Below are 12,784 nucleotides of genomic sequence, written 5' to 3' on the forward strand. Positions count from 1 at the left end.
GCCGACGGGGGTCGGCTGGGGGTGGTGTGCGCAAGCACCGTCAGGCGCTCAAGAAAGTCTTAGGGGGATCATCCAGCGCGCGGGGCTTGGCCTCTTCGCAGCGCCGGGACCATGTACAACGACCGGCCGGCCATCGTCATTCCCGGCCGGGCAGTCCGCCTCGGCGGGCGGTCGCTCTCGGCGGGTCACCCCCGGGGGCGGGGCGTGGTCCTCGGCCGTTCACCCGGATACAACGACCCCCACCCGCCGGCCATTCCGCCGCCAGGATGCCGCCGGTCACCCGCGAACCGGACACCGCGCCCAGTCGACACGGTGAGTGGAACGGTATGGGTGTATCCCGGCCCCGGAGACATACATGGCGTTCCACTCACCGCCCTGGGTAGAGCGGGAACCGGACATTTCATCCAACGCGCCCAGCAACGGGCGAGCGCCCCCGCGAAACGGACATCGAGCCCGGACTCGACCTGGTGCCGGGACGCCTTCGGGCTGACTGGGCCGACGGACCGCGGGAGATCCGGACAGACGGAAGCGGCCGGCCCCGTGTCCGGGGCCGGCCGCTTCGCGACGCGTTCTGTCACCAGAGCTGCTGGACGATGTCCGCCGCCTGCTCCTCCCACTGCGCGTACGCGTACGGGAAGGCGGACACCTGGACCGTCTGGGCCGCGGCGGTCAGCGGCAGTTCGTGCCAGCCGCCGACGTTCTTCAACGCGTTGAAGAACGCCTTGCTGGCGTAGTCCGGGTCGGTGACCTGGTCGGGCGTACCCCAACCGGACGACGGGCGCTGCTGGAACAGGCCCTCCGAGTCGTGGTCGTTGTACGTGCCGAGGTGACCGAGGTTGTACAGCTTCGACTCCTGCAGGGAGGTGGCGACACCGATCACGGCGCCCCGCTCCCCCACACCGGTCTCCTTGGCCGCCTTGACGATGGCCTTGGCGTTGTCGAGCTGCGCGTCGTCGAGCGGGATACGCGACTGGGCGCCCTCGACACCGTGCGGGATGAGCTGCTCCCGGTCGGGCCGGTCGGCCTTGGTCGGGACCTTGTCACTGCCGGTGGTCAGGCCGGACTTCACCGTCTCGGTGCCGGTCTTCTTGCCCGTAGCCAGGTCGATGGCGGCCAGGGCACCGGCGTGCGGGCCGCTGGTCACCGGGGCGGCGACGGCGGTGGGGCCGAACGCCATCCCGCCCAGGCAGGCCACGCCCGCGACGGTCAGCGCGGTGCGGCGGTTGGGGCTGGTGGCGATGGCGGTCCTCGCGGCGGCGGTCCTCGCGGCGGCGGTCCTGGCGATGGCGGTCGTCGCCACGGCGGTCTTCGCGATGGCGGGGAGCCATCGAGTGAAGTGCTGCTTCACGATGGTTGCCCTTTCGATCGTCACGACGCGCTCCGGGGTGAGCGCCCCTCGGGGGAACTACTCGCCGGTACGGGTTTGTGTTCCGGCGGTACGGGGGACACAACCAGCTCGACCTGTCGGGCATTCCGGAAATGCCGGGGTCCGCCCAGGCTGCGGCCCAGGTCACCCGGCGTCTCGGACGGCCGTGACGATGGGACGGAAACGGCCTAGACGGCCGCGGGTACGCCGAACCGGACCAGGACGTGCCAGAGCTGCTTGAGGTGCTGCAGCGTCACCTCGGTCGGCCCGCGATCGGCCCAGCGGTGCGGCTCGCGTACCACCGAGGCGGCGGCGCGGCCGATCAGCGCGGCGTGCACCGGCTCTCCCGGGCGGGCGAACTCGGCGTGCACGCGGGCGGCGAGCGGCGGGATGGCCGGACCCCGGAACTCCGCGTCGACGCCGTCGACCGGCAGCTCGAACCCGGTGTGCCAGCACAGCGCGAAGCCGTGCCGCCGGGCGACCCCGGCGAGGATCCGCCCCTCCTCCGTGTCCCGGAACGACGGGTCAACGACCACGGCCTCGACGTCCCGGGCGAGGCTCAGCTCACCGTGCACCTGCGCCTCGATGTAGTCGTCCAGCGCCCGACCGGCCTCGTCGGACGCCCTCTCGCGGCGGCGCAGGAGCGTCCGCAGGAGGGTGCCGGTGTCCATGCCGGCCACGCCGAGGCTGATCCCGGTCGTGGCGGTGGCCGCCAGCAGCGCGGCGAGCACGGGCTCGAACACCGTGACGGTGCCGTGGTCCTTCGGCTCGATGTGGCTGTCCCCGAAGCTGAAGGTGGCCCGTGCGAGCGCCGCGGGCCGCAGCCGCAGGTGGCAGGAGCCGAACCGCGGGCAGGCGCCGTCCGGATGGTCGAGCAGGTTGAGGCCGCCGTACTTCGGGCGCTCCGCCGGGGGCACACCCGGCCGCTGGTACGCCCCGCCGAACAGCCTCTCCTCCCAGCGGTCCCGGTCGCCGCCGGGGAACGCGGTCAGCCCGCCGTTGGAGACGCCCGTCTCGAACTGGCTGCGGTAGACGCCCTCCTGGTCGAGCGCCTCGGCCACCGTCCGGCCGTCGCCCAACAGGCGGTCGGGGTGGAAGTTGAGGGTCAGCCGACCGTGCGCGGCCACCGCGGCGACGATCTCCTCGGCGCGGTACGCGGCGCCGGAGCCGGCGAGGTGCCGGGCGATGACGGCGAGCGCCGCCGGCCGGTCGCGAAGGGCGGCCTCGCGGACGTGCTGGAGCGCGGCGGCCTGGGCGGGGGTCAACGTCACGTCGGGCACGGGCACGAGTATCGCCGCGCCCACCGGCGGCGCGCCACGCGGATTCTCAGCCGTCGGCGCCGAAGCCGTCCAGGGTTTCCCGCTCCGCCGGGCTTCGCAGCTCCTGGAAGACGGTGAGGTGCAGGCCCGCCGGGCCGTCGAGGCGGGCGTTGAGCGACTGCCACGGAGTGACCGTCGGCGGGGCGACCTCGGTGGCGCCGGCCGCGACCAGGCGCTCGGTGGCCGCACGGCTGTCGTCCACCTCGAACGCCACCCGCAGGCGGGGCGCGACCTGGCGGCCGACCTCGACCTCGTCGATCATCCGCTTCTGCGCGGGGTTCGCCAGCTCCAGGGTGGCCCGGCCCGCCTCCAGGATCACCACCCGGGCGCCGTCGCCACCCGAGTACGCGGCCTGCTCCGGCAGGCCCAGCGCGTCGCGGAAGAAGGCGACCGCGGCGTCGTAGTCCTCGGCCTCGACGACCAGGCGCAACTGGCGTACGGTCGGCGGCCGGTCGGCCCGGGGAGCGTCCATGACCGCAGATCCTAGCCGCGGCTCGCGGCGCCGAGGCGGGCCAGGAAGTGGGCGTTGCCGCCGGTGGCGGCGAGCTGGCGGAGCAGCTGGTCCAGCGCCGCCTGGCGGTCCAGCGTGGACAGCGCCGAATGCAGGGCCCGCAGGCGGTCCCGCTCGACGTCGGTGAGCAGCAGGTCCTCGCGGCGGGTGCCGGAGGCGCGCACGTCGACGGCGGGGAAGGTACGCCGGTCGGCCAGCCCCCGGTCCAGCCTCAGCTCGGCGTTCCCGGTGCTCTTGAACTCCTCGAAGATGAGGCTGTCCGCCGCGGAGCCGGTCTCGACCAGGGCGGTGGCGATGACGGTCAGCGAACCGCCCTCCTCGACCGTCCGGGCGGCGGCGAGCAGTTGCTTGGGTGGGGTGAGGGCGGCCACGTCGATGCCGCCGGAGAGGGTGCGGCCGGCCGAGCGGACGGTCAGGTTGTAGGCGCGGCCCAGCCGGGTCATCGAGTCGAGCAGCACGACGACGTCGTGGCCCAGCTCGACCAGGCGCTTCGCCCGCTCGATCGCCAGCTCCGCCACCGTGGTGTGGTCCTGCGGCGGACGGTCGAACGTGGCCGCGATGACCTCGCCCTTCACCGACCGCTGCATGTCGGTGACCTCTTCCGGCCGCTCGTCGACCAGCACCACCATGAGGTGGCACTCCGGGTTGTTGCGGGTGATCGCGTCCGCGATCGCCTGCAGCACCATCGTCTTACCCGCCTTCGGCGGCGAGACGATCAACGCCCGCTGGCCCTTGCCGATCGGCATGACCAGGTCGACGACCCGGGTGGTCAGGATGTGCGGCTCGGTCTCCAGCCGCAACCGCTGGTGCGGGTGGACCGGCGTGAGGCGGTGGAAGTCGGGGCGGCGGCGCGCCTGGTCCGGGGCCGTCCCGTTGACGGTGTCGACCCGGATCAGCGGGGCGTGCCGGCCCCGGTGGGGTGTGGCGGCGACCGCACCGGTGACGAGGTCACCGCGGCGCAGGCCGTACCGGCGCAGTTGGCCGGTGGTGAGGTGGGCGTCCGCGGTGGAGGGCAGGTAGCCGTCCACCCGGAGCAGTGCGTGGTCGTCGACCGTGTCGACGATGCCGCTCACCGGGAGCGGCGCGGAGGTGTCGGTCATGGAGTGCCTTTCGAGAAAGTGGCCGTCCCGATCGGGACGGAGGTGGGGCGGCGAACCCTCGGCTCGCCGCGGTGGGATCGAGGTGCGGGCACGCGAGCCGTGCACCGGCCGGAACGGCGCCGCACGGCGGGCACGCGCCCTGCGAATGGGTAGGAGCCGCGCCCCGCGCTGGCAGGGTGACCGTGCGCAGGGCCGCGCCGGCTCTCCGACGTCAGGCTCGGAATGCCGCGAGCGGGCAGGCCGTCGGGAGGGAACAGCGGGCCGCGTTCACTCCCGCGAAGGCCCGGGTCGGGTGATGATCGAGCCAGGACGGCGGCGGACCGGCGACGTGCGCCGGATGAATTGCCGCGTCGGGAAGCGTGGACTCCGGGCGGCGTGACGCGCCGGCATCCGGGTCCATCCGCAGGCTACCCCGGAACGCCGCCGCCGACAAGCGGATCGCGGCCGGCTCGGTCGCGGCCCGGCCCGGGGCTACAGTGAGGGCGCGCCGACCGGAAGGCCCGCACCGTGACTGCTACGACCGTGGTCGACCAGGTCCACCTGGGTGACCACGTCTGTTGGACGCACGACGACGAGAGCGTCGCTCTCGACGTCGTCGGCCGCTTCGCCGCCACCGGCCTGCGTCTCGGTCACAAGGTCGTCTGCTTCACCGAGACCACGCCGCCGCAGGCGGTGCGCGCCCGCGTCGACGCCGTCGGCGTGCCGACCGAAGCCGCCGTGGCGGCCGGCCAGCTGCGCATCGTGCCGGCCGCGGACGCCTACCCGACCGGCGCCCGGCCGACCCCGGAGACGATGGTCGCCGTGGTGGTCGGCGAGGTCGACCGCGCGCGGCACGAGGGCTATCCGGGAATCCGGCTGGCCGGCGACATGGCGTGGGTGCTGCGCAGCGGCACCACCCTCGACGACCTGCGCCGGTACGAGACCGCGCTCAACCCGCTCTTCCTGGACACCCGGGTCGCCGGCCTGTGCCTGTACGACCGGCGGCTCTTCCCGGCCGACGGGATGCGCGCCCTGGCCGCCGCCCATCCGGGCACGGCCGGGCCGCAGGCGGCGCGCATCTGGACGCCGCTGCTGCGCGCGTACCGGACGACCGACCCGCCGGGGTTGCGGCTGGTGGGGCAGGTGGACCTGAGCAACCGGGAGGCGTTCACCGCGGTGCTGGACGAGGTGACGGCCGACGAGCGGGCGGCGGGAGCCCCACCGGTGCTGGACGTCTCCGACCTGAGCTTCGCCGACGTGGGCGCCGCCACCGCCATCGTGCGGGCGGACCGGGCGAGCGCCACCGGCGTCCGTTTGGCGGGGTGCCGGCCGGCGCTGCACCGGCTGCTGCACCTGCTCGGTGAGCTGTCCACACCGGAGCTACCCGCGTGAGCGCGCCCGCCGGCCTGGCGCCGGCCGGCTTCCGTCACGAACTGGCCTTCTACACCGACGCCGCGAGCCTGCTGGCGGTCACCGTGCCGTTCGTCCGGGAGGGACTCGCCGCGGGCGACCCGGTGCTGGTGGCGACGCCCGGCCCGCAGCTGGCGCTGATCCGCGCGGCGCTCGGCGCGACCGGCGACGCCGTCGGCTGGGCCGACATGACCGAGGCCGGGCGCAACCCGGGCCGGATCCTCCCGTGCGTGCTCCAGGCCTTCGCCGACCGGCACGCGGACCGACGGGTCCGGATCATCGGCGAGCCGGTCTGGGCGGGTCGCACCGTCGAGGAGTACCGGGCCTGCGCCCAGCACGAGGCCGCGATCAACTGGGCCTTCGCGGGACGGGCGGCGAGCATCCTCTGCCCCTACGACGCGGGCCGGCTCGGGCCCGGCGTGCTCGCCGAGGCCCGCTGTACCCACCCGCTGCTGGTCGACGGCGGCGGGTGCCGCCGCATCGCCGGCTACGCGCCGGCGGCGGTGACCGAGCGGCACAACAAACCGCTGCCCGCCCCCGCCGAGCAGGTCGCGGTGCTGCGCTACGACCTGGCGACGCTGCCGCAGGTCCGGCGGTTCGTCGCCGAACACGGGCTCTCCGCCGGGCTGGCCGCCGACCGGGTGGCCGACCTGCAGATCGCGGTCACCGAGCTGGCCACGAACAGCGTGGCGCACGCCGGCGGCGCGGGCACACTCCAGGCGTGGCGCACCGACCGGCACCTGGTGTGCGAGATCCACGACGACGGCCGGCTGGCCGATCCGCTCGCCGGCCGGGTCGCACCGGCGCACGACGGCATCGGCGGGCGGGGGCTGGTCATCGTGCACGCCCTGTGCGACCTGGTGCTGCTGCACACCACCGCGGCCGGCACCACGGTCCGGCTGCACATGCTCCGGGAGGCCCCGTGACGGGAACGGAACAGACGCTGCGTGCGGTCGGCCGGGTCGAGTCGCCCCTGACCGATCCGGCGGCGGCGCCGAAGCAGGGCGACGAGGGCGCCCCGGAGGCGTGGCTGGTCTTCGACGAGGCCTACGCGCCGGCGCTGAACGGGTTGCGGCCCGGCGCCGACGTGCTGGTGCTGACCTGGCTGGACCGGGCGCGGCGGGACGTCCTCGCCGTGCACCCGCGCGGGGACGTGTCCCGGCCGGAGACGGGGGTGTTCGCCACCCGCTCGCCGCACCGGCCGAACCCGATCGGGCTGCACCGGGTGCGGGTGCTCGCGGTGGACGGCGTCCGGCTGCGGGTGGCCGACCTGGAGGCGGTCGACGGCACGCCCGTACTCGATGTCAAGCCGGTCCTCGACGGCGAGCGCTGAGGCCCCCGACGCCCGGCCGCGCCGCGACCCGGCCGGGCGGCCCGGTCAGTGCCCGCGGGCGATCCACTCGTCGAGGTGGGGCGCCTCGGCGGCGATGCTCGTGTCGTCGCCGTGTCCGGTGTGGACCACGGTCTGCGGCGGCAGGGTGAGCAGGCGGGTGCGGATCGACTCGACGATGGTGCCGAAGTCGCTGTAGGAGCGGCCGGTGGCGCCCGGACCGCCGGCGAAGAGCGTGTCCCCGGTGAAGACCGCGCCGAGGTCGGGTGCGTAGAGGCTGCACGCGCCCGGGCTGTGGCCGGGGGTGTGCAGCACCCGGAGGGTGGTGCCACCGACCTCGACGGTCTGCCCGTCGGTGAGGTCGCCGTCGGGCGGGCTGTCCGGGTGGACCAGGTCCCAGAGGACCCGGTCGGCGGGGTGCAGCAGCACCGGCGCGCCGGTGGCCCGGGCCAGCTCGGGCGCGACCCGGACGTGGTCGTCGTGCGCGTGGGTGGCCAGGACGGCGACCACCCGGCGGCCCCCGATGACCGCGCGGATGGCGGCCATGTCGTGCGGCGCGTCGACGACCACGCACTCGGCGTCGTCGCCGACCACCCAGACGTTGTTGTCGACGTCGAAGGTCTGCCCGTCGAGGGAGAACGTGCCGGAGGTGACGGTGTGGTCGACGCGGGCGGTCACGGGAAGACCACCACCGACCGGAGCACGTCGCCGTGGTGCATCCGGGTGAACGCCTCCTCGACCTGGTCGAGGGCGATCTCCTCGGTGACGAAGGCGTCCAGGTCGAGGCGGCCCTGCCGGTACAGCTCGGTGAGCAGGGGGAAGTCGCGGCTGGGCAGGCAGTCGCCGTACCAGCTGGACTTGAGGGCGCCGCCCCGGCCGAAGACGTCCAGCAGCGGCAGCTCGACGGTCATCTCCGGGGTGGGTACGCCGACCAGCACGACGGTGCCGGCCAGGTCGCGGGCGTAGAAGGCCTGCTTCCAGGTCTCCGGGCGGCCCACCGCGTCGATGACCACGTCGGCGCCGAATCCACCGGTCGCGGCGCGGATGGCCTCGACCGGGTCCTCCTCGGAGGCGTTGACCGTGTGCGTGGCGCCGAACTTCCGCGCCCAGTCGAGCTTCCGCGAGTCGGTGTCCACGGCGATGACGGTGGTCGCGCCGGCCAGGGTCGCGCCGGCCACCGCCGCGTCACCGACCCCGCCGCAGCCGATCACCGCCACCGAGTCGCCCCGGGTCACGGCGCCGGTGTTCATGGCCGCGCCGAGGCCGGCCATGACGCCGCAGCCGAGCAGGCCGACGGCGGCGGGCCGGGCGGACGGGTCGACCTTGGTGCACTGGCCGGCGTGCACCAGGGTCTTCTCGGCGAACGCGCCGATGCCCAGCGCGGGCGCCAGCTCGGTGCCGTCGGTGAGCGTCATCTTCTGCGCGGCGTTGTGGGTGTTGAAGCAGTACCAGGGGCGGCCCCGCCGGCAGGCGCGGCACTGCCCGCAGACCGCCCGCCAGTTGAGCACCACGAAGTCGCCGGGGGCCACCTCGGTGACCCCCTCCCCCACCTGCTCCACGATGCCGGCAGCCTCGTGGCCGAGCAGGAACGGGTAGTCGTCGTTGATGCCGCCCTCGCGGTAGTGCAGGTCGGTGTGGCAGACCCCGCAGGACTGGACGCGCACCACGGCCTCGCCCGGCCCCGGGTCGGGCACCACGATGGTGGTGACCTCCACGGGCGCGCCCTTGCGCCGCGACACGACTCCCCGGACTTCCTGGCTCACGGTTCCTCCTTCGTCCGCGACCGCTCGCCGGCCGCTCACGATGCCCCGGCGCTCGCTGTGGGTCGAACCTACCGCTGATCATCGTCGGCGACCCACCGCCGTCCGGCGGGTTATCCCGCGCGTCGCCGGGTACGCGGGGGCCCGGTTGTCCGGCACCGACGGGAGTGATCATGAAGTTGACCCATGCGCCGCTCCGGCTCAGCATCGGCGCGTTCATCCTGAATTCCGGGCTGTCCAAGCGTTCCCTCGAGGGCGAGGCCGCCGCCGGCATGCACGGGATGGCGGTGGGGGCGATCCCGCAGCTGCGGCAGTTCCCGCCGGACCAGTTCGCGAAGCTGCTCTCCCGTGCCGAGATCGCGCTCGGCGCCGCGCTGCTCATCCCGTTCGTGCCGTCGCTGCTGGCCGGCGCCGGGCTGACGGCCTTCGGGGCCGGCCTGGTGCAGCTCTACCTCAAGACGCCCGGGATGCGGGAGGGGAACAGCCTCAAGCCGTCGCAGGCCGGCATCGGGCTGGCCAAGGACAGCTGGCTGGTCGCCGCCGGGCTGACGCTGATGCTGGACTCGCTGGCCCACAAGCGCCGCTTCACGTGACCGGACCCGTCACGGCGGCGGCGGGCACGGGCACGGCGTCGGCGGCGTACCGGCGGCGGGCGGCGTTGCGGTAGCGCAGCACCTGCACCGCGCCCAGCGCCCAGAGCAGGTACTGCACGGCGAACGCCCAGCGGAACGCCGACAGCGGCGGCGTGCTCCGGCCGGCCGGGGTGGCCAGGTCCAGCACCACGCCGACCGCCAGGATCAGCAGGATCGAGGCGACGAACCCGCCGACGTTGACGATGCCGGTGGCGCTGCCGATCCGGTGCACCGGGTTGAAGGTGCGCGCGTAGTCGAAGCCGATCACCGAGCCGGGGCCGTTGACCGCGAGGACGACCACGAGGGCCACGAGCAGGGCGTGCGGGGCGCGGCCGGGCCAGGCCAGCACCACCGCCCAGACGGCGGCCGTGCCGGCCGTGATGGCGAAGACCACCACCGAGCGGTGGAACGGGTGCCGGGCGCACAAGTGGGCGATCACCGGGCCGCAGACGAGGGTCACCACGGTCATCAGGGTGAGCAGGCCGGCGGCCGCGGTGGGCGAGAACCCCTGGCCCTGCACCAGGAACGGGTAACCCCAGAGCAGGGCGAACACCGAGCCGGAAAACTGCGTGACGAAGTGCGTCCAGAGGCCGAGCCGGGTGCCGGGCTGGGCCCAGGCGTCGGCGAGCTGCCGGCGCACCGTGGTCAGGCCGGGCGCGAGCGCCGTGGTGTGCTCGGCGTGCGGGGTGTCCCGGACCGCCACGAGCACCAGCAGCAGCACGGTCACGCCGAGCGCCGCCGCGGTGAGGAACGCGGGCGTCCAGCCGGCGTGGTGCAGCAAGGCCACCAGGGGTACGGCGCCGAGCACCGCGCCGAGCTGCCCGATCGTGCCGGTGAGCTGCACCAGCAGCGGGTTGCGCCGGCCCGGGAACCAGAACGCCACGATCCGCAGCACGCTGATGAAGGTCATGGCGTCGCCCAGGCCGACCAGCACCCGGGCGGCGACGGCGAGCCGGACGTCGGTGGCCACGGCGAAGCAGAGCTGCCCGGCCACCATGAGCGCGCCGCCGGCCAGCAGCAGCCGGCGCGAGCCGTACCGGTCGAGCAGCACCCCGACGGGCACCTGCATGGCCGCGTAGACGGCGAGCTGCGCGACGCTGAAGGTGGCCAGGGCGGCGGCGTTGATGTGGAAGCGGTCCGCCGCGTCGACCCCGGTGACGCCGAGCGAGCTGCGGTGGAAGACCGCGGCCACGTACGCGGTGACGGCCACCGCGAAGACCAGGGCGGCGGACCGGCGCGGCGCGACCGTGCGGGCGGCGGCGGTCACCGCAGCGTCCGCAGCACGGTCGCGGCGTTGTCGATGTGGGCGCCGATCGCGTCGAGCCACGCCTGCGGGTCGTCGCCGTCGAGGGCGGCGAGCTGGCCGGCGTGCTCGGTGAGGGCCACCTCGGCCCAGCCCGGCGAGAGCCGGAAGCTGGCCTCGCCCATCCGCAGTTGCCGGTCGCGCAGCCGGTGGTACAGCTCGGCGAGGATCTCGTTGCCGGCCGCCTCCACGACGGTGGCGTGGAAGGCCCGGTCGGCGGCCATCAGCGCGGTGACGTCGCCGGCGGCGTGCGCCCGGCGCATCTCGTCGAGCCAGCGGGCCAGGTCGTCGCGGATGGCGGCCCGGCACGGCCAGACCTGCTCGGCGGCGTGCAGCTCGACCAGGCGGCGGGCCTCGATCACGTCGGCGATCTCCCGGGCGGAGACCGGCCGGATCAGTGCCCCCCGCTTGGGGTAGAGCTTCACGAGGCCCTCGGCCTCCAAACGCAGCAGCGCCTCCCGGACCGGCGTCCGGGACACCCCGGTCGCCTCGGCGATCTCACCCTCGCTGATCAGCAGCCCGCCCGGGTAGACCTGCTCCAGGACGGCCCGCTTGAGGTGCCCGTACGCCCGCTCGGCGGCGGACGGCCCGGCCGACCGCGCGCCGGGCACGGGGGTGGGATGCGTCATGTATCTATGATGCGCCCACGCGCGCCCGGCACCGCCGCTGACCGGCCCGAACGTGGCCGACGCCACGTCACCGGAGCGTCAGCACCCCGTCGGGCGCGCGGGTCACGCGGGTGCCGGAGGGCCGGCCGAGCGTGTCGAGGAGGTCGGCGAGCCAGCCGGCCTCCTCGGCCGTGGCCGGTCGCAGGCGCATCCGGCGCATCCGGAGCGGGACCAGACGCAGCCCCCGCAGCTCGCCGGTGACGGCGTCGAGGGTGGCCAGGTACAGCAGCCGCAGCTCCGGCCGGTAGGCCTCCTGCCCGCCGATCCCCTCGTAGTCGTCGATCAGGTCGCCGCAGCCGTAGAGGACCAGCCGGCCCCGGTAGCGCTCGACCGCGCGGGGATGGTGGGACGAGTGGCCGTGCACCACGTGCACGCCGGCGTCGATCAGGGCGTGCGCGAACTCCACGTGCTCGTCCGGCACCTCGTGGCCCCAGTTGCTCCCCCAGTGCACCGAGACCACCACGAGGTCGGCCGGCCGCGCGGTCCGGGCGATCCGCTCGGCGAGCGCGCCGGCCGTCGCCACGGACACCTCCGGCAGGTACGCCACACCCGGCCGACCGGCCCCCGCGGCCCACTGCGGGAACACCCCGCTGGACACCGCGCCCAGCGACCAGACCAGCAGCCGGCGGTAACCGGCCAGCGGCACCGCCGCCGGTCGCCACGCCTCCTCGGCGTCCCGGCCGGCGCCGGCGGTCCGGATCCCCGCGCCGCGCAGCGCGTCCACGGTGTCGGCCAGGCCGGTCGGACCGAAGTCCAGCACGTGGTTGTTGCCCAGGGCGCAGACGTCCAGCCGGGCGGCGGTGAGGCAGGGCAGGTTCGCCGGGTGCATCCGGTAGTGGATGCCCTTGCCGGGGTAGTGCTCGCCGCGCGCCGTCACCGCCGTCTCCAGGTTGACGACCCGCGCGTCCGGATGTTCCGCGTCGAGCAGCCGCAGCGCGTCGCCCCACGGCCACTCGGGCCGGGCCGGGCGCGGCACCGGCCCGGCGACGGACTCGGCCAGCGCGACGTACCGGCGGGCGTCGGTGATTAGTTCCTCCCGCAGCTCGGGCGACCCCGGGTGCGGCAGGATCTGGTCCACGCCCCGCCCGGTCATCACGTCACCGGCGAGGAAGAGCGTCACCTCGGCCATGCCCCCGGTGTTCCCGCCGTCGGCCGCGGCACGCGTGAGCGCGGCCGGCCGGGGTACCAGGGCCGCCATGACGACGGACGTGACGATCGTGGTGGCCACCCGCAACCGGCGGGACCAGCTCCTGGCCCTGCTGCCCGGCACACCGCCCCGGTGATCGTGGTGGACAACGGCTCCGACGACGGCACGCCGGCCGCCGTGGCCCGGGAGTTCCCGGGGGTCCGAATGGTGGAGCTGGGCCGCAACGCGGGCGCGGGGGCGGCCCGGCTCCACCATTCGG

General features: G+C 74.9%; 14 protein-coding genes and 1 pseudogene. 6 read left to right on the plus strand and 9 right to left on the minus strand.

The window, feature by feature from the left end:
- Nucleotides 1-574: 574 nt before the first annotated feature.
- From F8274_RS25950 to rho, 4 genes and pseudogenes are all read right to left on the minus strand, one after another.
- The gene (locus F8274_RS25950; RefSeq protein WP_151464996.1) at nt 575-1,348 is read right to left on the minus strand and encodes a hypothetical protein; all 774 of its coding nucleotides are present in this window, start codon (nt 1,346-1,348) and stop codon (nt 575-577) included.
- Between the two features lie 206 nt (nt 1,349-1,554).
- Complete coding sequence (locus F8274_RS25955; protein ID WP_192579992.1) at nt 1,555-2,646, minus strand: DUF3626 domain-containing protein; 1,092 nt, start codon at nt 2,644-2,646, stop codon at nt 1,555-1,557.
- Nucleotides 2,647-2,692: 46 nt separating this feature from the next.
- Complete coding sequence (locus F8274_RS25960) at nt 2,693-3,157, minus strand: VOC family protein (RefSeq protein WP_151464986.1); 465 nt, start codon at nt 3,155-3,157, stop codon at nt 2,693-2,695.
- 11 nt (nt 3,158-3,168) lie between these two features.
- Nucleotides 3,169-4,395 (minus strand): annotated as a pseudogene (gene rho, locus F8274_RS25965) (transcription termination factor Rho); the annotation flags it as partial.
- 408 nt (nt 4,396-4,803) lie between these two features.
- On the opposite strand from rho, the gene F8274_RS25970 reads away from it, so the two are divergent.
- Genes F8274_RS25970 through tsaA form a run of 3 tightly spaced genes read left to right on the plus strand, consistent with a single transcriptional unit; the run spans nt 4,804 to nt 7,018 of the window.
- Nucleotides 4,804-5,667: an MEDS domain-containing protein gene (locus F8274_RS25970; RefSeq protein ID WP_151464988.1), complete on the plus strand. Its 864-nt coding sequence runs from the start codon at nt 4,804-4,806 to the stop codon at nt 5,665-5,667.
- A complete protein-coding gene (locus tag F8274_RS25975; RefSeq protein ID WP_151464989.1) occupies nt 5,664-6,611 on the plus strand; it encodes a sensor histidine kinase in 948 nt (315 codons plus the stop codon). The genes F8274_RS25970 and F8274_RS25975 overlap by 4 nt, the downstream gene beginning before the upstream one ends.
- Nucleotides 6,608-7,018 carry a tRNA (N6-threonylcarbamoyladenosine(37)-N6)-methyltransferase TrmO gene (gene tsaA, locus F8274_RS25980; protein ID WP_151464990.1) on the plus strand — a complete coding sequence of 137 codons (411 nt, stop codon included), beginning with the start codon at nt 6,608-6,610 and terminating at the stop codon, nt 7,016-7,018. The genes F8274_RS25975 and tsaA overlap by 4 nt, the downstream gene beginning before the upstream one ends.
- Before the next feature lie 45 nt (nt 7,019-7,063).
- Here tsaA and F8274_RS25985 read toward each other — a convergent pair whose 3' ends face one another.
- Nucleotides 7,064-7,693 (minus strand): MBL fold metallo-hydrolase, encoded by a 630-nt coding sequence (locus F8274_RS25985; protein WP_151464991.1) that lies wholly within the window; start codon nt 7,691-7,693, stop codon nt 7,064-7,066.
- Nucleotides 7,690-8,778: an S-(hydroxymethyl)mycothiol dehydrogenase gene (locus F8274_RS25990; protein ID WP_151464992.1), complete on the minus strand. Its 1,089-nt coding sequence runs from the start codon at nt 8,776-8,778 to the stop codon at nt 7,690-7,692. Before F8274_RS25990 ends, F8274_RS25985 begins: the two co-directional genes overlap by 4 nt.
- Nucleotides 8,779-8,948: 170 nt before the next feature.
- On the opposite strand from F8274_RS25990, the gene F8274_RS25995 reads away from it, so the two are divergent.
- Complete coding sequence (locus tag F8274_RS25995; protein ID WP_151464993.1) at nt 8,949-9,368, plus strand: hypothetical protein; 420 nt, start codon at nt 8,949-8,951, stop codon at nt 9,366-9,368.
- Here the strand turns inward: F8274_RS25995 and F8274_RS26000 are convergent.
- From F8274_RS26000 to F8274_RS26010, 3 genes are all read right to left on the minus strand, one after another.
- On the minus strand, nt 9,361-10,674 hold the full coding sequence (locus tag F8274_RS26000; protein WP_151464994.1) for a nitrate/nitrite transporter: 1,314 nt from the start codon (nt 10,672-10,674) through the stop codon (nt 9,361-9,363). The two genes, F8274_RS25995 and F8274_RS26000, sit on opposite strands and share 8 nt — an antisense overlap.
- Nucleotides 10,671-11,339, minus strand: coding sequence for a GntR family transcriptional regulator (locus tag F8274_RS26005; RefSeq protein ID WP_151464995.1), 669 nt, complete (start codon nt 11,337-11,339; stop codon nt 10,671-10,673). Before F8274_RS26005 ends, F8274_RS26000 begins: the two co-directional genes overlap by 4 nt.
- A 67-nt stretch (nt 11,340-11,406) precedes the next feature.
- Entirely contained in the window at nt 11,407-12,507 is a 1,101-nt protein-coding gene (locus tag F8274_RS26010; RefSeq protein WP_151464998.1) for a CapA family protein, read from the minus strand.
- Between F8274_RS26010 and F8274_RS32120 the strand changes: the two genes are divergently transcribed.
- Together F8274_RS32120 and F8274_RS32715 are read left to right on the plus strand one after the other, a co-directional pair.
- Nucleotides 12,506-12,661, plus strand: coding sequence for a hypothetical protein (locus F8274_RS32120; RefSeq protein WP_225853984.1), 156 nt, complete (start codon nt 12,506-12,508; stop codon nt 12,659-12,661). The two genes, F8274_RS26010 and F8274_RS32120, sit on opposite strands and share 2 nt — an antisense overlap.
- A gap of 41 nt (nt 12,662-12,702) precedes the next feature.
- Nucleotides 12,703-12,784: hypothetical protein (locus F8274_RS32715; protein ID WP_370518276.1), on the plus strand; the 82-nt coding region annotated here is incomplete at its 3' end.

Origin of the sequence: Micromonospora sp. AMSO31t (genome assembly GCF_008868175.1) — a bacterium.
Classification (GTDB): domain Bacteria; phylum Actinomycetota; class Actinomycetes; order Mycobacteriales; family Micromonosporaceae; genus Micromonospora.